At 44.2% G+C, this 22,448-nt stretch carries 19 protein-coding genes; 17 read left to right on the top strand and 2 right to left on the bottom strand.

From position 1 onward, the window contains the following. Positions 1-61 precede the first annotated feature (61 nt). Positions 62-877 (top strand): 2,3,4,5-tetrahydropyridine-2,6-dicarboxylate N-succinyltransferase, encoded by an 816-nt coding sequence (locus GTQ38_RS04645; RefSeq protein ID WP_161434317.1) that lies wholly within the window; start codon positions 62-64, stop codon positions 875-877. Positions 878-973: 96 nt separating this feature from the next. Further along, the gene (locus tag GTQ38_RS04640; RefSeq protein ID WP_161434316.1) at positions 974-1,768 is read left to right on the top strand and encodes a glycosyltransferase family 2 protein; all 795 of its coding nucleotides are present in this window, start codon (positions 974-976) and stop codon (positions 1,766-1,768) included. On the opposite strand, the gene GTQ38_RS04635 is transcribed toward GTQ38_RS04640, so the two are convergent. Then, positions 1,750-2,562 (bottom strand): glycosyltransferase family 2 protein, encoded by an 813-nt coding sequence (locus GTQ38_RS04635; RefSeq protein WP_161434315.1) that lies wholly within the window; start codon positions 2,560-2,562, stop codon positions 1,750-1,752. The genes GTQ38_RS04640 and GTQ38_RS04635 overlap by 19 nt on opposite strands. 76 nt (positions 2,563-2,638) lie before the next feature. On the opposite strand from GTQ38_RS04635, the gene GTQ38_RS04630 reads away from it, so the two are divergent. The 9 genes from GTQ38_RS04630 to GTQ38_RS04590 all read left to right on the top strand — a co-directional run bounded on the left by GTQ38_RS04630 (position 2,639) and on the right by GTQ38_RS04590 (position 11,039). Further along, entirely contained in the window at positions 2,639-3,682 is a 1,044-nt protein-coding gene (locus GTQ38_RS04630; RefSeq protein WP_161434314.1) for a glycosyltransferase family 52, read from the top strand. Positions 3,683-3,705: 23 nt separating this feature from the next. Then, positions 3,706-4,875, top strand: a complete 1,170-nt coding sequence (locus tag GTQ38_RS04625) for an acylneuraminate cytidylyltransferase (protein ID WP_161434313.1) — start codon at positions 3,706-3,708, stop codon at positions 4,873-4,875. After that, positions 4,865-5,734 carry an N-acetylneuraminate synthase family protein gene (locus tag GTQ38_RS04620; protein ID WP_161434312.1) on the top strand — a complete coding sequence of 290 codons (870 nt, stop codon included), beginning with the start codon at positions 4,865-4,867 and terminating at the stop codon, positions 5,732-5,734. The genes GTQ38_RS04625 and GTQ38_RS04620 overlap by 11 nt, the downstream gene beginning before the upstream one ends. Continuing rightward, positions 5,734-6,306 (top strand): L-threonylcarbamoyladenylate synthase, encoded by a 573-nt coding sequence (locus GTQ38_RS04615; RefSeq protein WP_161434311.1) that lies wholly within the window; start codon positions 5,734-5,736, stop codon positions 6,304-6,306. Before GTQ38_RS04620 ends, GTQ38_RS04615 begins: the two co-directional genes overlap by 1 nt. Position 6,307: 1 nt before the next feature. Next, positions 6,308-7,738 (top strand): CCA tRNA nucleotidyltransferase, encoded by a 1,431-nt coding sequence (locus GTQ38_RS04610; protein WP_161434310.1) that lies wholly within the window; start codon positions 6,308-6,310, stop codon positions 7,736-7,738. Positions 7,739-7,796: 58 nt separating this feature from the next. Next, on the top strand, positions 7,797-8,831 hold the full coding sequence (locus GTQ38_RS04605; protein ID WP_161434309.1) for a COX15/CtaA family protein: 1,035 nt from the start codon (positions 7,797-7,799) through the stop codon (positions 8,829-8,831). 29 nt (positions 8,832-8,860) lie between these two features. Beyond that, positions 8,861-9,352: a plasmid pRiA4b ORF-3 family protein gene (locus GTQ38_RS04600; protein ID WP_161434308.1), complete on the top strand. Its 492-nt coding sequence runs from the start codon at positions 8,861-8,863 to the stop codon at positions 9,350-9,352. 87 nt (positions 9,353-9,439) lie between these two features. Further along, a complete protein-coding gene (locus tag GTQ38_RS04595) occupies positions 9,440-10,498 on the top strand; it encodes a nucleoid-associated protein (RefSeq protein WP_161434307.1) in 1,059 nt (352 codons plus the stop codon). 382 nt (positions 10,499-10,880) lie between these two features. Further along, entirely contained in the window at positions 10,881-11,039 is a 159-nt protein-coding gene (locus GTQ38_RS04590) for a hypothetical protein (RefSeq protein WP_161434306.1), read from the top strand. Between the two features lie 204 nt (positions 11,040-11,243). Here the strand turns inward: GTQ38_RS04590 and GTQ38_RS04585 are convergent, their stop codons facing one another. Continuing rightward, a complete protein-coding gene (locus GTQ38_RS04585) occupies positions 11,244-12,329 on the bottom strand; it encodes a hypothetical protein (protein WP_161434305.1) in 1,086 nt (361 codons plus the stop codon). 88 nt (positions 12,330-12,417) lie between these two features. Between GTQ38_RS04585 and GTQ38_RS04580 the strand changes: the two genes are divergently transcribed. Genes GTQ38_RS04580 through uvrB form a run of 6 tightly spaced genes read left to right on the top strand, consistent with a single transcriptional unit; the run spans position 12,418 to position 22,188 of the window. Then, on the top strand, positions 12,418-13,335 hold the full coding sequence (locus GTQ38_RS04580) for an ABC transporter ATP-binding protein (protein ID WP_161434304.1): 918 nt from the start codon (positions 12,418-12,420) through the stop codon (positions 13,333-13,335). 1 nt (position 13,336) lies between these two features. After that, positions 13,337-14,170, top strand: coding sequence for an ABC transporter permease (locus tag GTQ38_RS04575; RefSeq protein WP_161434303.1), 834 nt, complete (start codon positions 13,337-13,339; stop codon positions 14,168-14,170). A 26-nt stretch (positions 14,171-14,196) separates the two neighbouring features. Beyond that, a complete protein-coding gene (locus tag GTQ38_RS04570) occupies positions 14,197-16,905 on the top strand; it encodes a T9SS type B sorting domain-containing protein (protein WP_161434302.1) in 2,709 nt (902 codons plus the stop codon). A 9-nt stretch (positions 16,906-16,914) separates the two neighbouring features. Further along, positions 16,915-18,660 (top strand): T9SS type B sorting domain-containing protein, encoded by a 1,746-nt coding sequence (locus GTQ38_RS04565; protein ID WP_161434301.1) that lies wholly within the window; start codon positions 16,915-16,917, stop codon positions 18,658-18,660. Positions 18,661-18,693: 33 nt separating this feature from the next. Then, a complete protein-coding gene (locus GTQ38_RS04560) occupies positions 18,694-20,145 on the top strand; it encodes a T9SS type B sorting domain-containing protein (RefSeq protein ID WP_161434300.1) in 1,452 nt (483 codons plus the stop codon). A gap of 54 nt (positions 20,146-20,199) precedes the next feature. Further along, entirely contained in the window at positions 20,200-22,188 is a 1,989-nt protein-coding gene (gene uvrB, locus GTQ38_RS04555) for an excinuclease ABC subunit UvrB (RefSeq protein WP_161434299.1), read from the top strand. Positions 22,189-22,448 lie beyond the last annotated feature (260 nt).

The raw sequence follows: 22,448 nt of genomic DNA, 5'->3' as shown, positions 1-22,448 counted from the left end.
GGTTTCGACAACTGAATTACAATGCTTCGGCTTATATTTGTCGATAATTTAAGAAAACGGCATGACCCAATTAAGAGAAACCATTGAAAAGGCATGGGAAAATCGCGATTTGCTGAAAGAGAAAACCGTACAGGAAGACATCAGAAAAGTAATCGATCTGATAGATGAAGGAACACTTCGCTGCGCGGAACCTGCCGGCGATGAGTGGCAAATCAACGAATGGGTCAAAAAGGCTGTGGTCATGTACTTTCCTATCCAAAAAATGGAAACTCATGAAGTAGGCATATTTGAGTATCACGACAAAATACCCTTAAAAAGAGATTATAAAACCAAGGGTATACGTGTGGTACCTCACGCGGTTGCCCGCCATGGGGCGTATATTTCGCCGGGGACCATCCTTATGCCTAGTTATGTGAATATAGGAGCCTATGTAGACGAAGGTACCATGGTAGATACCTGGGCCACGGTAGGCAGTTGCGCCCAGATCGGGAAACATGTGCATCTCAGTGGAGGAGTAGGAATTGGCGGCGTACTGGAACCCCTTCAAGCTGCCCCTGTGATCATAGAAGACAATGCCTTTATTGGAAGCCGCTGCATAGTTGTTGAAGGTGTTCGGGTAGAAAGGGAAGCAGTTCTTGGAGCCAACGTTGTTTTAACGGCTTCTACCAAGATCATAGACGTGACTTCCGATACCCCAATGGAATACAAAGGTAGGGTTCCTGCACGTTCAGTTGTTATACCAGGTAGTTACTCAAAAGAGTTTCCGGCAGGTGAGTTTCAAGTGCCTTGTGCCCTGATTATTGGTACAAGAAAAGAGAGTACGGACAAGAAGACCTCTCTGAACAACGCTCTGAGGGAATATGACGTGGCTGTATAACTTTGTAAGAAAAATATAGTTGCATATACTTTTTTGAATTTTTTTTAGTTATAACTTTGTTGAAGTTAACCGAACCGCCCTACTTATAACCAGTTTATGAGCAACCCTAAGGAAAAAATATCGGCGCTCATTATTACCTATAACGAAATAGGTTATATTGAAAAATGTATTGAATCTGTCTCTTTTGCCGACGAAATTATCGTTGTAGATTCCTACAGCACGGACGGAACCTATGAATACCTTCAGATCCATCCAAAGGTTAAAGTTATCCAACATCCTTTTTCGAATTTTACACTTCAAAAATCTTTCGCCCTGAAACAGGCTACCTATGATTGGGTGCTTTTCCTGGATGCGGACGAAGTAGTATCGCATAAATTAAGAGAGGAAATTTTAGCCACTGTAAACAGCAAAACCGACTGCGTGGCCTACTGGTTCTACAGAAAATTTATGTTTCAGAATGAGCCACTTCATTTCAGCGGATGGCAAACAGACAAAAATTACCGCTTATTCCGTAAGAGCAAAGCCCAGTTCTCCGACAAGAAGATAGTTCATGAAACTCTGGTAGTAGATGGAAAATCCGGTATCTTAAAGGAAAAACTAACGCATTTCTGCTATAAAAGCTTTGAGGATTACAAGAAAAAAATGCTCAAATACGGCAGGCTAAAGGCCAAAGAAGATTTTTATAGGGAAAGAAGGTTCAATTTCGCCTCCCTGGTCTTTAAACCGTTTTGGAAGTTTTTCAATCACTATATTTTAAGGTTAGGTATTCTGGACGGTAAAAAGGGTGTAACCATCTGTTATCTCAACGCCCTTAGCGATTTAGAGCGCTACCGTGAACTCAAAAAACTGGAAAAGAAAAACGAGCTGGCTTACTACTTAGTAATGCCATAATAGGTCCATACGCTCTTTTTCTGCCTTACCTCTTTTCTGATCACCATATTTTTAGCAATAGCCTCAGGTGTTTTATATCCGCGTTCGTGATCCAGGTGAACACATACGGCGCTGTACCGCAATTGCTTGGATTTCACCCCAAAATTGATTAGGCGCTCTCCGAATTCCCTGTCTTCGCCCCCGTATTGCATGCGTTCGTCAAAACCATTAACGTTTAATATATCCTTTTTCCAACCGGAAGAATTGTGGCCATTCCAGCTGGCATTGGTGGGCGTGAAGGTGTTGAAAAAGGTGGAAATAAAACCTCTGGCGGTAAGCTTAGTGTTCTTAAAGGTTTTGGGGATGCCTTTCTCTTTCAGCCACTGAATATTGAAACAGTTTTGCTTTTCAATATCCTCAAGCGTAATTATGTTGGAAATGTTCATCGGCAACATATAATAGCCACCGGAAATAAAATATCCGGGTTCTTTGTTGATATAATGTACCTGAACGAAATCCTCACGGGGAATGCAATCCCCATCGGTCATAACAATATAATCGGTATTGCTCGCAACGATCGCTTTGTTAAGGATCCTGCATTTCTGAAAGCCATCATCCTCCTGCCATACATGTATAAGGTCATAAGACACCTTTTCCTTCATGGCATTAATGAGATCCCTGGTCTCGGGTCCGGAACCATCGTCCGCGACTATCAGCTCAAAATCCTTATAGGTCTGACACTGAAAGCCCCAGAGTACCTTCTCCAACCACTCCGGTTTATTATATGTGCTAACGACAACACTTAAGCTGCTCATTAAAGTTTTCTAATTTTGCTACTTTTGCAAATGTAGTTTTTTGCATACCATCTCCAATAAAATTCCGGATTTTTATATGCGACGTACCTATGTAGGTTCAACCATTTATCACATCTACCTTTCGCTCCTTCACATCATTAGAGCCAGTGGTTACGCCCCTAAAAATGTTGGTGAAAATATACTCTTCCTGGTAGAGAGTACTCCCATGATAGAACTGCTTATTCCTCGACTAACCCGGAAGTATTTTCGCGCCGTGTATATAATTTCAGAGCGGCGGGACCATGTTGCGGCACTGGGAAAATTCAACTATTCCCTGAGGAGAAAAAAAACGCTTATCCCCTATCTGGAAGCCAGGCATCCGGCTTTGTTGCAGGAAAAAAACTTCATTGATCAGTCAGATCTCTATCTCTGTGATACAGACTCCAGTAAAAGCTATTTTTTGTATGAATTTGCGGGAAAACCCATAAATATGATAGAGGATGGAGCAAGAACCTACAGCCAGCGGCATACCTCGTTCGAGCAATTCGTCAAATCGTACGTCACCAAAACCCCCATAGGAGGAGGTTTTGACAAGCAGGTAGAAACCATTTATGCCCAATTCCCCGACAGATTACCTCCAGGCATAAGAAATAAGGCCATTGAGCTAAATATTAAGAAAGAAGTCGCCAAGCTCGATGCACAGATCAAGCAGGAGCTATTCGAGATCTTTATCCCGGAAAGCGATTTTAAAATAGAAGGAGACAAAAACGCCCTGGTCCTGACTCAGCCCATATCGGAAGACAAGGTGGTAAAAGATGAAGCGACCAAAATTGGCATATACCGCTCCGTTATAGAAGGTATTCCAAAGGAAATGAACATCATCCTAAAGACCCATCCCAGAGAATTAACCGATTACAAAGAGCACTTTAGGCAAATAACCGTGTTACCAGCACTATTTCCTATTGAAATTCTCGGGCTTAGAGAAGGATTCTTCTTTGAAAGCGGATATACGCTCTTTTCCACGGCCCTATCTAATCTGGAGATCGTGAAGAAACGCCATTTTCTGGGTAAGGAATATTTGGATAAATTTACGGTCAAAGCGACGCGCGATCTCATTAAAAATATGGTTGAGGAACCTTAGCGTTGAATCAATAAAAAGAAAGTATGTCTAAAGCTATAGGTTTTATACCCCTTCGAAAGAACTCCAAGGGGATACCCGGTAAGAATAAGAAAAAGTTGCTGGGGCGTCCGCTATTCAGTTGGGTTCTGTCCGAAGCCTTGTTCTCCGATCTGGACCAGGTTTTTATTTTTACGGACGATGAGGATATCATGGCCTATGTCAATGCAAACTACTCCTGGTCATCCAAAGTTTCCTGCATAAAGCGATCTGCCGAGAACGCCTCGGATACTGCTTCAACTGAAGACGCCATTCTGGAATTCTGTGAAACTTCCAGGGTGGATTTTGATGTCTTTTGCATGCTCCAGGCGACCTCACCCTTAACCCGTAGATCCGATATAAACGCTGCCCTGGACATGCTGCAGAACAAGGACCTCGATGCAGTGCTAAGTGTTGTACGAACGCATCGATTTATCTGGTCTGAAGACGGTAAAAGCCTGAATTACGACTATAAAAACAGGCCCAGGCGACAAGATTTCGAGGGGCTTCTTATGGAAAACGGGGCGGTGTATTGTACGACAAAATCAGCTCTTACAAGCTCAAAAAACCGTTTAAGCGGCAAGATCGGCACTATCGAAATGCCGGAGAACACCCTGGTTGAAATTGATTCGGAAACGGATTGGCAGCTGGTAGAACAACTTATCATCTCCAGTTTTAAATCGAGTAAAAAACTAGAGCGGATCACCCATTTGGTTCTGGATGTAGACGGGGTATTCACAGATGGTCAGGTAACTTACAGCGCCGATGGAGAACTTTCTAAGGTCTTTGATATTCGTGATGGGATGGGTCTGGAGATTATACGCCAGCATGGAGTACAGGTCATCGTTATGACCTCAGAAAACTCCCAGGTCGTTGCGAGCAGAATGAAAAAACTTAAGATAGAACACGTATTTCTTGGCGTAAAAGACAAGTATGCTTTTTTGGAGAACTTCTGCAAGGAACATAAGCTCAGCCCGGGAGAGATTGCGTATATGGGAGATGATGTAAATGATCTTGCCAATATGCTCAGGGTAGGATGGTCCATTAGCCCGGCTAATGCCACCAGGATGGTGTCTTACCATGCGGATCTGGTACTAAAGAGCAGCTCGGCCCAGGGTGCTATTAGAGAAGCGACCGAATTTATTATGAACTATAACCTTAGATTTAATGACCTATAAAGAACCCTATATAATTGCTGAGATTGGTTGCAATCATAAAGGCGATATGAAAATTGCCAAAGAGCTGATCAATATGGCTAAGATATTTGGTAACGCCAATGCTGTAAAGTTCCAGAAAAGGCATAACCGTGAATTGCTTACTGAGGAACAATACAACGCACCTCACCCAAATCCTATCAACGCCTATGGCAACACCTACGGGGCGCATAGGGAATTCCTTGAATTTGATGTAGACCAACACCGGGAACTTAAGGCGTATTGCGAAGAGGTAGGTATTACCTATTCTACTTCGGTTTGGGAAACTACCTCTGCCAAAGAGATTTCGAGTATTCAGCCGGATTTTATAAAAATCCCGTCTGCCTGTAACAACAATTTCGAAATGCTGGGTTGGTTGTGCGATAACTACCAGGGAGAACTCCATATCTCTACAGGAATGACCACTAAGGATGAAATTGATTCCCTGGTCGACTTTTTCGAAGAAAGGGGTCGCAACCAGGATCTTGTGGTATACAATTGTACTTCGGGTTACCCCGTTCCATTTGAAGATATCTGTTTGCTTGATATCCTGAAACTCAAAGAAAAATACCAAAACCGGGTAAAGAGCATTGGTTTTTCCGGCCATCACCTGGGGATTGCTGTTGATGTTGCCGCCTACACCCTTGGGGCTCATATCATTGAACGTCACTTTACCCTGGACCGGACATGGAAAGGGACAGACCACGCGGCTTCTCTGGAACCCATGGGGCTTCGCAAGTTATGCCGGGATCTGAGGGCAACCCATAAAGCCCTGAATTATAAGCAAAAGGATATTCTGGATATCGAAGAAGTACAACGCGAAAAGTTGAAATACAAGAAATAATGGAGGGGAACTTCCAAACAGAATTAAAAAATTGCCTTGAAATTCTTTCCGGTGGAGGCCTAATCCTCTATCCTACGGACACTGTATGGGGCATAGGTTGTGATGCGTCTAACGCAGAAGCGGTAAAAAAGATATATGAGCTAAAGCAAAGGCCGGATTCCAAAGCCCTGATCTGCCTGGTTTCCAACGACGCTATGCTGGAACGGCATGTGGAAAAGGTACCGGAAGCAGCATATGATATTATAGACCTTTCGTCTAAGCCCACGACCATTGTTTATGACCAACCTAAAGGTGTAGCTTCTAACCTCATTGCGGAAGATAATACCCTGGCAATCCGCATTGCCAGTGACAAATTCTGCCAATACCTGATCTCCGCTTTTAAAAAACCTATTGTATCCACATCGGCAAATCTCGCAGGACAGCCCACTCCAAAGTCATTTTCCGAGATCAGCGGTCCGATTTTAAAAGGTGTGGACTATGTCGTAAATTTGGAGCGCAATTTGACCAAAAGCAAACCGTCCTCCATTATCAAGCTCAGCAATGACGGTACAGTGAAGGTGATCAGGGAATAAAATGAGCCGAACAAACTACAAGGAAGCGCTGCAGGATCCAATTTTTAATGAGATAAGAGAAGCTTCAGAAGCATTGTCTTTGGAATCCTATGTCATTGGCGGCTTTGTCCGGGACTACCTGTTAAAAAGGGGTACTCCAAAGGATATTGATATAGTGACCGTAGGAAGTGGGATTCAATTGGCCAAAAAACTTGCTGAACATTTACCGGGAAAACCCAAGATCTCAGTCTTCAAGAATTTCGGGACCGCCATGATAAGGCACAAAGGGCTGGAAATCGAATTTGTGGGCGCACGCAAGGAGAGCTATCAAAGGAACAGCAGAAAACCTATAGTAGAAGACGGATCCCTGGAGGATGATCAGAAACGCAGGGATTTTACCATCAACGCCCTTGCCTTTTCTCTAAACGGTTCGGATTTTGGAGATCTGTTGGATCCTTTCAATGGGATCTCTGACTTAAAGAACAAGATCATAAAGACTCCTCTGGAGCCCGGGATCACTTATTCCGATGATCCTTTGAGGATGCTTAGAGCTATCAGATTTTCGACCCAATTGGACTTTACGATTGATCTTGAGTCTCTGAAAGCCATTACCGCCTACCGTGAACGAATAAAGATAATCTCCAAGGAACGTATTGTAGAAGAATTGCACAAGATCCTGGGCAGTGAAAAACCTTCCAGGGGATTTGCATTGTTACATAAGACAGAGCTATTACAGTATATTTTACCGGAACTCGTGGCTCTGGAGGGCATTGAGGAAGTGGAAGGTCAAAAACACAAGGACAATTTTTGGCATACGCTGGAGGTAGTGGATAATATCGCGAAGACGACGGATAATATCTGGCTAAGGTGGGCCGCCTTGCTGCACGATATTGGAAAGGCACCAACCAAGCGGTATGACAAAAAGATAGGATGGACCTTCCATGCTCATGAATTTGTAGGCGCCAAAATGGTGTACAAGCTTTTTAAAAGGCTACATATGCCACTGAACGACAAAATGAAGTTCGTACAAAAAATGGTGGCGATGAGTTCTCGTCCCGTGATCCTTTCAGAAGACTACGTAACAGACTCAGCGATCCGTCGCCTCGTATTTGATGCCGGAGACCACGTAGATGACCTGATGACGCTGTGTGAGGCGGATATCACAACCAAAAACCCCAAAAAACAAAGGCGCTATAAAAACAACTTTCAGCTTGTCCGCCAAAAGATCATTGAGGTGGAAGAGCGCGATCACATAAGGAATTTCCAACCTCCGATCAGTGGAGAAGAGATCATGGCCACCTTTGATCTAAAACCCTCGCGAGAGATCGGTATCCTGAAAGAAGCAATTAAAGAAGCTATTCTGGAAGGCGACATTCCTAACGACTATGAGGCCGCTAAAAAACTTCTACTGTCCAAAGGCCGGGAAATGGGTCTGACTGTAAAGAACAGTTAGATTTTGGTATTTCATTTCACGAAAGAGTAGTAATTTTGCAATTGCTTGAGAATCGCAAATGAAGTTGACTTATCACCGTCTGGCCAAAATTTCGTTGATCCTTGTTTATCTGGTAATAGCCGCTGGCGCTGTAGTACGAATGACGGGTAGTGGAATGGGCTGTCCGGATTGGCCAAAATGCTTTGGATATTACATCCCGCCCACAACTTCCGGGGAACTGGAATGGCGGGCCCAAAAATCATACAAAAAGGGTCAGGTAATCATCAAAAATGAGGCTTTATGGGTGGCCGTTGAAGATTTCACAACCACGGATTCTTATTCTGACGGTAATTGGGAGGAGTATACCAGACATGATTATGCCGCTTTCAACGCGGCCCACACCTGGATAGAATACATAAACCGACTTTTAGGAGCGCTAGCAGGCCTGGCGACCTTGGCACTGGCCTTGTTTTCTTTCCGCTACTGGAAATCCGTAAAAAAAATCACCTTGCTTTCCTGGTTGGTGGTATTTGGTATGGGATTTCAAGCCTGGCTTGGTGCAACCGTAGTTTACTCCGTACTCGAACCTGTTAAGATTACCATGCACATGGTCATGGCCCTGATAATTGTGGCTTTTTTGATCTATCTCATTCATGAAACCGGAAAACGTCCGGAAATTGTGAAATTCGACAAGCTAACGGCTAATTTACTATGGCTGGCACTTGGATTTACCCTGATTCAGGTGGTACTGGGAACCCAGGTAAGGCAATTCGTAGATGAGCAAATAGACCTTGTCGGTGAGCAGGCCAAACAACTTTGGCTTGCAGAACCGCAAATTCAATTTTATATCCATCGGTCCTTTTCGATATTGGTCGTGCTGCTGAATACCTACATAGCCTTCAGGATATACAAACTTAAGCTTGGCTTATCCCCTATCAACTGGGTCTTGGTATTGATACTGGTTGAAGTGATCACCGGGGTGGCCATGAATTATATGGACTTTCCTTTCGGTACACAGCCGCTTCATCTCATACTGGCTTCTTTACTATTTGGAGTGCAGATATATTTGGTACTGGAAACCCGAAAAGCAAATAAAAGTCTGAAAACTTTGTAACTTTGCCTTTGCACTTAAAAAAGGTGTTGATGGTTTATAAGATCAGGATCATACTGGATGCTCAAGAGGATATTTTCAGGGATATAGAAATTAGTTCCGGAGATACCCTTGAGGATTTTCACAATGCCATAACCCAGGCGTTCGGGTTTCTAGGAAATGAAATGGCTTCCTTTTATACCTGCGATGACCGTTGGAACCAGGATGAGGAGATCGCCTTGTTCGATATGAGTGACAGCGGTGATGTGCGCCTGATGAACGAAACTTTTTTGGAGGATGTACTTACGGAGGCCAGTCCCAAACTGATCTACGTCTATGATTTTCTGAGTATGTGGACCTTTTTTGTGGAGTTGGCGGATATTGTTAAAAAAGAGGATGGAAGATCGTATCCGAATATTCTCTTCAGTTTCGGCGAACTCCCCGATGCACCACCGGAGAAAAAGTTTGAATCGGATCCGTCTTTCGACTTCAATGACACCCTGGATAACTATGACGACCTGGACTTTGATGAGAACTGGAATTAGATTCCGGCAGTATGGTAAATTCGAATGTTCAATCGTTCATCAACCCTTAATTAGCAACTGTAATAATTCAAAAATCAGCAGATTTCCATGATCAACCTATATGCCACTCAAATTGAAAGTATCTCAATACACAGGGTGGGCAACAAGAGTAAAGGGGAAGCCCTTTTCCTGTCCCAACAGCCATATTCCCCGGATGATGAAACAGCCGGTTTGCTAAAAGAGTACTTTTTGCGCCCCTTTCGTGAAAAAGAGGAAAACTATTTTCGTCTGGACCACGAAGCAGATCTGGAGTTCAATGAAGTTTATAGGCAGGTTGCCGAAGTTTTTGAGGACCCCTCCAGGCTGCATCTCATTTCCAAAAAGTTGGGAACCCACCTGTATGAACAATCGATGCACCCACATATCAAAAGCGGGGAATTATACGTTGCACACCTTACCGATGTAATCATTGATTCCGAAAAAACCGATGCGATAGGAATATTCAAAAGTGAATTAAAGTATGATTTCCTGCAATTCAGAGAAGAGCAGGAAAGCCTGGATATCCTAGTCCAACAAGGTGTTAATATCAACAAACTGGACAAAGGTTGCCTCATCTTCAATACCGGCAAAGAGGATGGCTATAAGGTACTTTCCGTGGATAGTAACCGCTATGACACCAAATATTGGCTGGAGCAATTCCTGGGAGTTGTTCCGCTTACGGATGAAAACTTTTATACCAAGAACTATCTGAAATTCTGCCAGAATTTTGCCAAGGACGTGGTTTTGCCAGCCGAAGATAAGCAGCAGGAAGTGCTGTTTATGAATCGTGCAGTCAATCACTTTGCCAAGAATGATGCCTTTGAAGAAACCGCTTTTCTCAATGAGGTGATGGAAAATCCTGAACTTATCCCGGAGTTCAAGCACTACAAGGTTGAAAAGGGACCAAAATACAGTATTGAGGATGTCTCAAATTTTGACATCGCAAACAAGGCTGTTTCAGATACCCGGAAAAAGATCAAGAATGTGATCCAATTGGACACGAACATCCAGATCAAAATGGACTTCATTAACCCGGAGTCTGCAGAGAAGTTTGTGGAAAAAGGCTGGGACGAAGAACGTCAGATGTACTATTACCTGGTTTATTTCAACAAAGAACAGAAGGGGTAGGTTTTCAGTAGGCAGTGGGCAGTAAACAGTAATCAGTGAACAGTAGTCAGTATTCTGTCTGTTCGAGCGAAGTCGAGAACTACTTAATTCAGTTGCCATTTGGTGGTTTGCAGTGGACAGTTAGCGTTTAGCGTTTAGCGAAGAAATTCACAATTCCTCAATTCCTCAATTCCTCAACTTTACAATTTTGCCTTTCCACATTAGCAAATCCCCAAATCATCAAATCATCAAATTGCCTAATCGTCTTTCTGCTTTCAAAATGCAGTGGTATACGTTAACTTGATATTGGGGTGGGGTTAGGAACCCCGGTTTCAGTTGGCAGTTGGCAGTTGGCAGTAAACAGTAATCAGTAATCAGTAATCAGTGAACAGTCCCGATAGCTATGGGGAGTGAACAGTTCTCTCCGGTATCGTTGATGGTTGATCCCTTCTTCGCCAAGGCTACGAAGGGCAAAGAGTTGATGGTGGGCGTACAGCTTATAGCGCAAAGCGTAAGGCGAATATACGATGTACGATATGTGATGTACGATATTAGATTCTAAGTGTACGAACGAAACAATTCAAGTGAACATCTAACCATCCAAACATCTAACCGTCCAGCCGTCTAACCATCTAACCGTCCAACCATCCATCTGTCTAATAATCCAACCTTCCAATAGTCTAATAGTCCAAAAATCTAACCGTCTAACGATCCAATTCCTCAATTCCTCAATTCCTCAATTCCTCAATTTTACAGCTTCAGCCACTCAATCCAGATCAATACGTTTTTCAATGATCTGTTTCATACTGACATCCTGGTAATTCCGCTTTACAAAATCAAGGGCCAGGGCAAGAAGTTCACCCATGGTCTCACTTCTCTTAAAATTGGCATCCAGGGTAAGCTCGTAGATCTGCTTACCCAGCATGGCTATATGTTCAGGTAGTGAAATATTATCCTTTTTACAAATCATAACAAGGCGATTGATCCGCGTACCGGAGCTGATGATCCGTTTGGCAACAATAGACCGCTCCTCTATTTTGTACTGATCTACCGAATTACGCTGTAATTTACCCCGGACCAACTCTACCATATGATAATTCTCCTTGAAGAATTGTGGCCTGTATACCTTCAGTTTGCCTTCAAAACACTGCTGGTCAAAATCGATAGCGCGAATGCGATAGACCACATGATCAAAATCGTGTACCGGTACAATAACATAGTTGTAAGACCTCATATCTCCCAGAAGCCTAATCATGCAACGTTCATTGAACTTTACAAACTCCTTGGCCAGCTGCGCCTTCTCGGATTCACTGCAATGTGGCAGCATTTCCTTGATAAAAACATCACCGGGTATCCCGGCGATATGCTCTTCGATCAAGGTATCCTTATATACCAGAAAGTTCAGGTTGTAGGGAGAAAGCATATGTTCCAGTTCCAGCCCGTATATTCGGGAGGCATCCGTTCTTTTTACATAGAAATAGGTAAAATTATCGTTCAGTATGTTACGTACCTTAATACGAAAAGGTTTGGAGTTCCCAAATGTGCAGTAGTCTACCGCATCTATGTTCAAATATTGAAATATGCGATCACTACCATCAGAATGCAATATGGAATACACCTGTTTCAGGCTAAGGTCAATCTCTTGCCGCTCCGAATCGGAATAGTATACCCTCACCCAAAGCGTATCCTCTCCCGCAGTGTCGTAGACCACTACAGATCCGGCAAATCTCAGCAGGTCCTCATAAAAAATCGGGATCTCTATCTTGCGATTGTACTCGTCAAGGTAAGAATCCAAATCAGCACTGACCGGATAGGCCGGCTTCTTTTTAGACATCAATCTTTCTTCAGACATACTTCCTTGCTTAAATTTACCAATCCTTGTAACAAAATAACGATTTCTTCGTCAACTATACGAAACACTACCAAAAAACAACCGACACTTGGAAACAATTCTCAGCGTAAATAATCTCACTAAGAAATTCGGCTATCTTACAGCCGTTAAGGATCTGACATTTTCTATTGAGAAAGGCAATGTTTATGGGATCTTAGGCCCTAATGGCAGTGGTAAATCCACTACTTTGGGAGTCGTACTGAATGTTGTGAACGCCACCCATGGCGGATTTACCTGGTTCGATGGAACCACCTCAACCCACGATGCCCTTAAAAAAGTAGGGGCAATCATTGAAAGGCCAAACTTCTATCCGTATATGTCTGCCGAGCAGAACCTAAAACTGGTATGCAAGATCAAGGAAGTGGGGCCAGAAAAGATCCGGGAAAAGCTGGAACTTGTCGGGCTGTGGGAGCGAAAAGACAGCAAGTTCAGAACCTATTCCCTGGGTATGAAACAACGATTGGCTATAGCCTCTGCCCTACTTAACGATCCTGAGATCCTTATCCTGGACGAGCCCACCAACGGGCTGGATCCGCAAGGTATACACCAAATCAGACAGATCATTAAAAAGATAGCTTCACAGGGGACTACCATTTTGCTGGCCTCTCATTTGCTGGACGAGGTAGAAAAGGTTTGCAGCCATGTGGTGATCCTTAGAAAAGGTGAAAAGCTCTACTCCGGAAGGGTAGATGGAATGCTGGCCAGCTACGGTTTCTTTGAATTAAAAGCCGATAACAACGAAGCACTCCTGAATTTCCTTGAAAAACATAGCGGTTTCGGCCAAATAAAGCAGGAAAACGGGCTTATTACTGCCTTTTTAAAGGAAGAGATGGACGCCAAAGCCTTAAACAGCCAGCTTTTCGAAAAAGGACTCGTACTATCGCATCTAGTAAAACGCAGGGAAAGCCTTGAAGAACAATTCCTGAGCCTTACCAAAAACCAGCCCAACCAAACAGCCAAAGCCTAATATGATACGTTTACTTCACATAGAATTTATAAAGCTGTGGAACAACAAATCGAGTCGGTTCCTGATCCTTGCATATTTCGGGTTAATGACCTTTATCGCATTTGTGTCCAGCTTAAAGATTGATTACGGCCCGCTAAAGTTCAATGTGGCGGATATTGGCCTGTTTAATTTTCCTTATATATGGCATTTCAATACTTTTATGGCGGCTTTTCTCAAGCTATTTCTGGCCATAGTCATTGTGTCCATGATCGCCAATGAATACAGTAACAAAACCATAAAGCAAAACCTTATCGACGGCCTGAGCAAAAAGGAGTTTATACTTTCTAAGTTCCTGACGATCGTTGCCTTTTCCCTGATTTCCACTGTATTCATCTTCTTGATATCCATGATATTAGGATTAATGCATTCCTCTTATGATGAAGTCTCTATTATCTTTTCGGATTTGGAGTACCTTCTCGCCTACTTCGTCAAATTACTGGGGTTTTTCTCCTTCTGTTTTTTTGCGGGAATGCTGATAAAGCGATCGGCTTTTGCCCTGGGATTCCTCTTTATATGGTTTATCGGAGCGGAATTTATCCCATACGTTTATATAGCCGCGAATAAAACCAAGGAGCTCGCGGACAGTATATACCAGTTTTTCCCATTCGGGTCCATGTGGAATACCATAGAAGAGCCGATTACCCGACTTTCTGTCATCAAAAATGCCGTTCAGACCGTCGGGGAGGAAGTAACCAAAAGTTACGAGGTACATTGGTATGAACTGGTCATAGTGCTTGCTTGGACTGCTATTTTTATCTATTCATCGTACGCATTACTTAAAAAGAGAGATTTGTAGTATCTTGTAGTGTTTCACGGAACACTATGAAAAAGATTGCCTCAATTTTTCTAATGGGCTTGCTCTGTCCTGTTCTTATGTTCGCCCAGGGCGAAACATCCAATTGGCTTTTTGGGAACCGTGCAGGATTAAAATTCAATGGCGATGGCAGTGTTACTCCTTTGGAACAAAGCAGCCTGAATACACTGGAGGGTTGCGCTTCTATTTCTGACACTTTTGGGAACCTTTTGTTCTATACGGATGGGATACGGGTGTACAACCGTGAACATCGAACAATGCCTAACGGTGCAGGGCTTTATGGGGACCCTTCCAGCACGCAATCTGCGCTTATTGTTCCTAAACCTGACGATCCTGATATCTTCTATATATTCACTGTAGACACCTCCATTGGTGAGGGGGATCCGGACTTTGGGTTGAATTTTTCCATTGTGGATATGAGTCTGGCAGATGGCCTGGGAGATATCGTCCAAAAGAACATAAGACTTCTTAACGATTGCTCGGAAAAGGTAACGGCGGTGATCAAAGATTGCAACGAACGCTCAATCTGGTTGCTGGCCTTTGCCTCTTCTACCGGAAATGGCGATACCTTCAATACCTATCACGCCTTTGAGATCAACCAGGATGGGGTTAATATGCTTTCCGTAAAATCTAGTTTTCCAGGATTTCCGGTGACTGATCCAAGGGGATACCTAAAACTTTCATCAGACGGAACCAGACTTGCGAGTGCTAACGCCTTTGACGGTTTACATTTGTATGATTTTGATGCGGAAACCGGCCAGCTTTCCAATCCACAGCGCATCCCAATTCTGGACGAAAATATATACCCATACGGCCTGGAATTCTCTCCGAACAACCGTTTTTTATACGTTCATTCCACAAACAGGAATGATCCGTTAGCCACTACCGGGCACAGTTCTTCTTTGTTGCAGTACGACCTGGACGGAGAAGATATCCCGCAATCCATGGTAGTACTGGACAAGCAACCGATATATCGGGGTGCGTTGCAATTAGGTGTTAACGGAAAGATATACAGGACAATTGCCCGTAGTTATCTTGTAGGAACTCCATTTCTAGGGGTAATTCACAATCCGGATGAGATCGGACCAGCGGCGAATTACGAACACGCGGCCATTAAATTGATTGGTGATGCCAACCAGGGGTTACCGCCCTTTATACAGTCCTTTTTTCAGAGTGAAAGCCTGGTTCAACAGGGTTCTGATTCTGATGACGAATTCATTGAACTTTGCTATGGAGATCCACTGGGCCTTGAGGCCATAGACCTTCCTGGTGCAACTTATCTCTGGACCAAAGATGGGGTTGCTTTTGAGCCTACAACCGCAAACGAGTATATATTGCCGGAAGTAACTGATGAAGACTCTGGCCATTATGTAGTAACGGTTACTTCTGCGAATCCGGATGAATGTCCGGTTCGGGGGCAGGCATTTGTAAAAGTACTGCCGATCCCCCCAGAAATTATACCACTGGAGGCCTGCGATTTTGATGTTTCTGATACGATGGATGGAATAACTGAGATCAATCTGGAAGCAGCCAACAGTTATACAGACACTGAATTCACCTTTTACGAAAGCCTGGCAGACAGGAATAACAACATTCCTATCCCATCACCGGAAACCTACAGAAACAGTGTACCACTTAATCAGGTCGTATACTACAAGGCGACAAATGTTCTGGGCTGTGAAAGCTTTGGAGAAATCGACTTAAGTATTTACCCCGTAAGTGTTGCTCCCAGTTCCTTTGGGCCGGTATATTCCTGCGATACCGATTCCAGTGACGATATACTTTCGGGAGTTTTTGACCTACAACAGTTGTCCTTGCAGTACCCCGAGACCTCCGTGAGATTTTTTGAAAGTTTCGAGGATATTGCCACTGGAGAAAATGAATTGGGTAGTAGCCATTCCGCTACTGCCGGGACGGTTTATGCCAGTTTGGAAAAAGATGGTCAATGCGTAGGCATAGAAACCATTTCCCTGCTGGTTAGCCCCATACCCGAGGCAGATATTGAGCGGGAATATCTGGTTTGCACGGATGGTAGCCCAATCCGCCTGGTAGCACCGGAGGGTTTTGATACCTATCGCTGGTTCGCCGCTAATAGCACTTCCATTAACAGCCTTTCGGAAACAGCTTTTGCTGAGATCAGCGCACCCGGGGATTATATCTTATCCGTTGGAAAATCTTATGGTAGTGGCGATACCGGAACGGTTTGCGAAAAACTGATCCCGTTTTATGTAGAGGCTTCTAATAAAGCAAGCATTACAGAAATTGAAATTCGCGATTTCTCGGATAACAATACGGTGGACATAATTGCGGACGGTTTGGGCATTTACGAGTTCTCTTTGGACGGGATAAGCTATCAATCTACCAGTAGTTTTGAGCGGGTTGAACCCGGTTTGTACACCTTATATGTTCGTGATCAGAACGGTTGTGGCATCACCACCAAAGATATTAGCGTTTTAGGGTATCCCAAGTTTTTTACACCTAATGGGGACGGTGTCAATGATTTTTGGCAGATCTCGGGCGCGGATGAGCTATTTCAGCAGAATACCCTCATCACTATATACGACCGCTACGGCGCACTGGTTACCCAGATCAGCCCTGATGGGGAAGGATGGAATGGAAGAAACGCATCTTTGACCCTTCCCGCAGCGGATTATTGGTTCCGCATTTCCCTGAGGGACGGAAGGGAAGTAAAGGGTCATTTTGCACTTAAAAGATAATAAGGAATAATGAAAAGCAAAGGTCACATACAAAATCTGGTTTTAGGAGTACTTCTCCTTGTGGGCCTGATCTTGCATGGCCAAAGTTGCCCTGACCTCACTTCACCGGTAGATGGTGCCACCAATGTGCCGGTCAACGCAGATATTAGCTGGAGTGCTGTTGAAGGGATCAATGGTTATATTTTGTCCATTGGGACCACACCAGGGGGGACAGAAATACTGAACGAAAGGCCTGTTGGGAGTGCCACTACCTATACCCCTCCGTTAGGTCTCCCGGAAAATACACAGATTTATGTGACCATTACGCTTTTTTTCTTCGACAGACCCGATATAACCTGTAACACTGAAACTTTCAGAACAGAAGATATAACCACGGCACCTTTATGCACTTCGCTTCGGAACCCACTTAACAATGCGACAGACGTCAATGTAGGCACCAACATCGTTTGGAATTACGCGCCAACCGCCACGGACTACCGATTGAATATAGGTACAACTCCGGGAGGGAATGATATTCTGAATGACCAATCTGTTGGCAATGTGCTGTCTTATCAACCGCCAGCGGACTTCCCGCCAAACACCCAGATCTATGTCACGGTTGTTCCCGTAAATGATAATGGTTCCCCTGCGCCTTGCCAGGAAGAAAGCTTCACAACCGGGGATATTGCAGTCTTACCTGGTTGTACCTCTTTGATAAGTCCGGCAGATGGCGCTATCAACGTACCTCTTACACCTTTTTTGGAATGGACAGCAGTACCCGGGGCCGATGGCTATAGACTTACCATCGGGGAATCACCATTTACAGCCGAGATATTGGATAATAACGAATTTCTCACAAATTCAACCTTCGTAATAAACTTTGATCCCAACAAAACTTTCTTTATCACTATTGTCCCTTTTAACGATGCCGGAGAGGCTATCGGCTGCCAGCAGGAATCATTTACTACTATTCTGGGGTGCGGCCCTTTTATAGACCGGGACACCGGTGAATTGGTTACCCTAAACCCGGAAATAGAATTTCCGGATACGGTTTCATTCTGTGAAAATACCACCCCTTTGGTAATAACCTCTCCGGACGTGGCCGATGGTTTCCGGTGGTATAAGGTGGATGAGTTTGGCAACGAAATACTGATCTCGAGTACCGCAGAAGTTTCTATTTCGGAGAACGGGGAATACATATACGAAGCTTATAACGAAATACCTCAGGCCACGGGTGTTGTGGAATGCGCCACCACCAAAACCTTTAATGTGGTTTCCTCTGAACTTGCGACGGTTCGTAACGTGGATATAAGAGAAGTTGGAAACGGTTTGCGAATACAGGTGGAAGTGGATGGTATAGGAGATTATGAATTTGCCATAGACAACCCGGAAGGGCCCTACCAGATAGACAACGTTTTTGAAGGCATTAGCCCCGGAACCCATATCATTTACATTCGGGACAGGAATGGCTGTGGCACCGTGGATTATGAAATCACTCAGGATCTTACTCTGGAAGGATTTCCAAAGTTCTTTACCCCTAACGGAGATGGCATCAACGATTTCTGGCAGTTCGTTCCGCCTGTAGCCGGAGAAGTTAACGTGGCCGATATTTTTATTTTCGATCGTTTCGGCCGCCTGATTACTCAAATGGATCCATTATCCCAGGGGTGGGATGGAACGTTTAACGGAACTGAACTCCCTTCTGCAGACTATTGGTTTAAGGCCAGAGATGCCTCAGATAATGAGATAACCGGGCATTTTGCCCTAAAACGATAAGGTGGGCCAGGAAATGTGGTCAACCTGAACGTCATGAAAAAAAGATTGCTTTTAATTCTTTGCTTTCTGATGGGCATTTACGTCAGCTCCCAGGAATGCCCCAGGCTGACCTTTCCAGCGGATGGTTCTATAGGCGTTCCCGTAGATGCCACAATAACCTGGCCGGTGGTTGACGGAATAATCGGATATCTCATCTCTCTTGGTACCACACCGGGAGGAACCGAGATCCTTAACCAACGTTCCGCGGGCCTCACGAATTCCTATACCCCTGAAGTAGGGCTACCAGAGAATACTCAAATTTTTGTCACTATCAGCCTCTTTATTGCAGATCAACCCCTGAAGGTTTGTCCGGTGGAGTCCTTTTGGACAGAGGATGTTACCGTTCCACCGCTATGTACCACATTGGACAGTCCGGCAGACGGTGAAACTGTGGTGAATGCCAGTAGCGACATTACCTGGAATTACGCTCCCAAAGCCACTGGGTATCGAATTTCTATAGGGACTTCCCAGGATTCTTTTGATATTATCGAGAATTTCGACGTAGGGAATGTGCTTATCTTCAATCCTACAGGGGATCTTCCTATTGATACTGATATTTATGTCAAGATAATTCCTTACAATGAGAATGGTGAACCCACATCCTGTCCTTTGGAAATGTTCACTACAGGGGTTGAAGATACCAGTTGCCAGGCCTTTTTTGATCCGGACGTAGGAGAACTGGTATTTCCAAGACCAATGCTGAAGTTTCCGGACCGGGTGAGCATCTGTATCAATCAGTCGTCCACCCTTATAGATACGCCGGATGAAGCCGATGGGTTCAGATGGTACAGGATCCATCCGGACGGCAGTGAGACCTTGATATCGGACAGAGCTGAGGTTTCGCTTTCAAACGTTGGCCGATACCGCTATGAGGCCTTCAATATTGTAAGCCAGGCGGCCGGAGACGTTGAATGTTCTGAGACAAAACAATTCCTGGTGGTGGCCTCCGAACGCCCCGTAATATCAGAAATTCTCATTGACAGAATTGATGGCAGGAAACAAATAACCATACAAACCACGGGTCAGGGAAGTTACGAATACGCCTTAAACGACCCTTCAGGCCCTTATCAGTTAAGTCCGGTTTTCAGTAACCTGCCGGATGGTGAGAATAAGGTATTTGTTCGGGATATCAACGGTTGCGGCCGGGCCGAAAGAAACGTTCCTAAAGAACTTTCCGCAGATGACTTTCCGAGATTTTTTACCCCTAATGGGGACGGCATAAACGATTACTGGCAGTTTGTGCCCTCTCCGGATAATGTGCAAACAAGACCTGATTACATTCATGTTTTTGACCGCTACGGCGTATTCCTTGCCCAAATAATGCCAAATACCAAAGGATGGGATGGAACATTCAACGGTCAGCCACTACCTTCTAACAATTACTGGTTTGTGGCCATGGTTTCGGACAATCAAAAGATCCAGGGCTATTTTGTACTAAAGAGATAGTAAAATCCTTTCACGATCGCGATTTTTTACTCTTTGATTTCTTAATTTTAGGGTATGAAATTCAAAGTGGTTTCCACATTCAAGCCAACGGGAGATCAGCCGGAGGCGATCCAACAATTATCAGAGGGAATCCGTTCCGGAGAAAAATACCAGACACTACTGGGTGTTACTGGTTCAGGCAAAACCTTTACCGTGGCCAATGTGGTAGAAAGCGTTCAGCGCCCTACCCTGGTACTGGCCCATAACAAAACACTGGCTGCCCAGTTATATTCGGAGTTCAAACAGTTTTTCCCTGATAATGCCGTAGAGTACTTTGTATCCTATTACGATTATTACCAGCCAGAGGCATATATTCCCACCAGCGGATTGTATATTGAAAAAGACCTCTCTATAAATGAGGATATTGAAAAGCTAAGGCTCAGCACCACTTCTTCCCTGCTTTCAGGTAGGCGGGATGTTTTGGTGGTGGCCTCGGTTTCCTGTCTCTACGGTATTGGAAATCCGATAGAATTCCAGAAAAATGTAATCCATATTCAAAAGGATCAGCAGATCTCCAGGACCAAATTTATGCATCAACTGGTACAGGGGCTGTACTCCAGGACTACGGCGGACTTCCGCAATGGGAACTTCAGGGTAAAGGGCGATGTTATTGATGTTTTCCCAGGCTATGCGGATCACGCTTTCCGTATACATTTTTTTGGGGATGAAATAGAGGAGATCGAAGCTTTTGACCCTTATAAGAATAAGCTGATCGAGGTCTATGAAAACCTGAATATCTATCCGGCCAACATATTCGTGACCTCTCAGGACATCCTTCAAAATGCGATTCACCAGATCCAGGAAGATCTGGTAAACCAGGTGGCTTATTTTAAGGAAATTGGAAAGCCCCTGGAAGCCAAGCGACTGGAAGAGCGTACGAACTTCGACCTTGAAATGATCCGGGAACTGGGCTATTGTTCAGGAATTGAGAATTACTCTCGTTATTTGGACGGTCGGGAAGCCGGAACACGGCCGTTCTGCCTCCTTGACTATTTTCCGGATGATTATTTGATGATAGTCGATGAAAGCCATGTGACCATCCCACAAGTACATGCCATGTATGGCGGAGACCGGTCCAGAAAAGAAAACTTGGTGGAATACGGCTTCCGATTGCCAGCGGCTATGGACAACCGACCTTTAAAATTTGAAGAGTTTGAAGCCCTGCAGAACCAGGTTATCCATGTAAGCGCCACACCGGCGGACTACGAAATGGAACATAGCCAGGGTGTATATGTAGAACAGGTTATCAGGCCTACCGGGCTTTTGGATCCTGAGATCGAAGTCCGTCCAAGTGCCAACCAGATTGACGATTTGGTAGAAGAGATCCAACAAAGGGTTGAAAAGGATGAACGTACCCTTGTGACCACCCTGACCAAAAGAATGGCCGAAGAATTGGCCAAATATCTGGCCAGAATATCCATCCGCTGCCGTTATATTCACAGCGATGTGGATACCCTTGAGCGAGTTGAGATCATGCAGGACTTGAGAAAGGGCATATTTGATGTACTTATTGGGGTTAACCTTTTAAGGGAAGGCCTGGACCTCCCGGAAGTGTCCCTGGTGGCCATCGTAGACGCGGACAAAGAAGGTTTCCTGAGAAGCAACAGATCGCTAACCCAAACCGTTGGTCGTGCCGCAAGGCATCTCAATGGAAAAGCTATTATGTATGCGGATACCATAACAGAGAGTATGCAAAAAACCATAGACGAAACAAACTACAGGAGAGAAAAACAGATCGCATATAATCTTGAACACAATATTGTACCCAAAGCCTTGAATAAAAGTTTGGATAATGCCCTGGCAAAAAATTCGGTTTCTACCTTCCATTTTGAAAAAGAGGAAATGCGCGCAGCAGAACCTGATTTGGAATACCTGACCAAGGATCAGAAAGAGCAATTGATCAGGGATAAACGAAAGGCGATGGAGAAAGCGGCCAAAGATCTTGACTTTATGCAAGCGGCCAAATTAAGGGACGAAATCAAGACGCTTCAGGCACAGGAGTAGTGCCGTTCCCCACTGGTTTAGACAAAATATCTCAAGTTTTCATTTATATCATTTAAAAGTGTAAGTAAAGTCTTATATTTATCTGAATAATAATATTATAACTTATATTTTTAGACTAGTCTAAATCTGTAATCTGGACAAAATCTCATAAAAAAGCGCCCCCGACTGACGACTGCCAGAACGAGAGCGCTCCCTAACTAACCAACTAAACAAACCAACCATTATGCAGGCCTGTTAGGAAGGCCTGACATAAATCAATT

The sequence above is a fragment of the Poritiphilus flavus genome (assembly GCF_009901585.1).
In the GTDB taxonomy this organism is placed as follows: domain Bacteria; phylum Bacteroidota; class Bacteroidia; order Flavobacteriales; family Flavobacteriaceae; genus Poritiphilus; species Poritiphilus flavus.
The sequence above is the reverse complement of the archived record's forward strand: the minus strand, read 5'-3'. Positions and strand labels throughout refer to the sequence as shown.

What these genes read in the sequence shown, in the direction of transcription:
- GTQ38_RS04590 (WP_161434306.1), top strand. Translation starts at nt 10,881, where the DNA reads ATGGGGAGTGAACAGTTCTCTCCGGTATCGTTGATGGTTGATCCCTTC.
- GTQ38_RS04630 (WP_161434314.1), top strand. Translation starts at nt 2,639, where the DNA reads ATGCGACGTACCTATGTAGGTTCAACCATTTATCACATCTACCTTTCG.
- GTQ38_RS04640 (WP_161434316.1), top strand. Translation starts at nt 974, where the DNA reads ATGAGCAACCCTAAGGAAAAAATATCGGCGCTCATTATTACCTATAAC.
- GTQ38_RS04625 (WP_161434313.1), top strand. Translation starts at nt 3,706, where the DNA reads ATGTCTAAAGCTATAGGTTTTATACCCCTTCGAAAGAACTCCAAGGGG.
- uvrB (WP_161434299.1), top strand. Translation starts at nt 20,200, where the DNA reads ATGAAATTCAAAGTGGTTTCCACATTCAAGCCAACGGGAGATCAGCCG.
- GTQ38_RS04560 (WP_161434300.1), top strand. Translation starts at nt 18,694, where the DNA reads ATGAAAAAAAGATTGCTTTTAATTCTTTGCTTTCTGATGGGCATTTAC.
- GTQ38_RS04645 (WP_161434317.1), top strand. Translation starts at nt 62, where the DNA reads ATGACCCAATTAAGAGAAACCATTGAAAAGGCATGGGAAAATCGCGAT.
- GTQ38_RS04635 (WP_161434315.1), bottom strand. Translation starts at nt 2,562, where the DNA reads ATGAGCAGCTTAAGTGTTGTCGTTAGCACATATAATAAACCGGAGTGG.
- GTQ38_RS04620 (WP_161434312.1), top strand. Translation starts at nt 4,865, where the DNA reads ATGACCTATAAAGAACCCTATATAATTGCTGAGATTGGTTGCAATCAT.
- GTQ38_RS04585 (WP_161434305.1), bottom strand. Translation starts at nt 12,329, where the DNA reads ATGTCTGAAGAAAGATTGATGTCTAAAAAGAAGCCGGCCTATCCGGTC.
- GTQ38_RS04600 (WP_161434308.1), top strand. Translation starts at nt 8,861, where the DNA reads ATGGTTTATAAGATCAGGATCATACTGGATGCTCAAGAGGATATTTTC.
- GTQ38_RS04570 (WP_161434302.1), top strand. Translation starts at nt 14,197, where the DNA reads ATGAAAAAGATTGCCTCAATTTTTCTAATGGGCTTGCTCTGTCCTGTT.
- GTQ38_RS04575 (WP_161434303.1), top strand. Translation starts at nt 13,337, where the DNA reads ATGATACGTTTACTTCACATAGAATTTATAAAGCTGTGGAACAACAAA.
- GTQ38_RS04605 (WP_161434309.1), top strand. Translation starts at nt 7,797, where the DNA reads ATGAAGTTGACTTATCACCGTCTGGCCAAAATTTCGTTGATCCTTGTT.
- GTQ38_RS04565 (WP_161434301.1), top strand. Translation starts at nt 16,915, where the DNA reads ATGAAAAGCAAAGGTCACATACAAAATCTGGTTTTAGGAGTACTTCTC.
- GTQ38_RS04610 (WP_161434310.1), top strand. Translation starts at nt 6,308, where the DNA reads ATGAGCCGAACAAACTACAAGGAAGCGCTGCAGGATCCAATTTTTAAT.
- GTQ38_RS04615 (WP_161434311.1), top strand. Translation starts at nt 5,734, where the DNA reads ATGGAGGGGAACTTCCAAACAGAATTAAAAAATTGCCTTGAAATTCTT.
- GTQ38_RS04595 (WP_161434307.1), top strand. Translation starts at nt 9,440, where the DNA reads ATGATCAACCTATATGCCACTCAAATTGAAAGTATCTCAATACACAGG.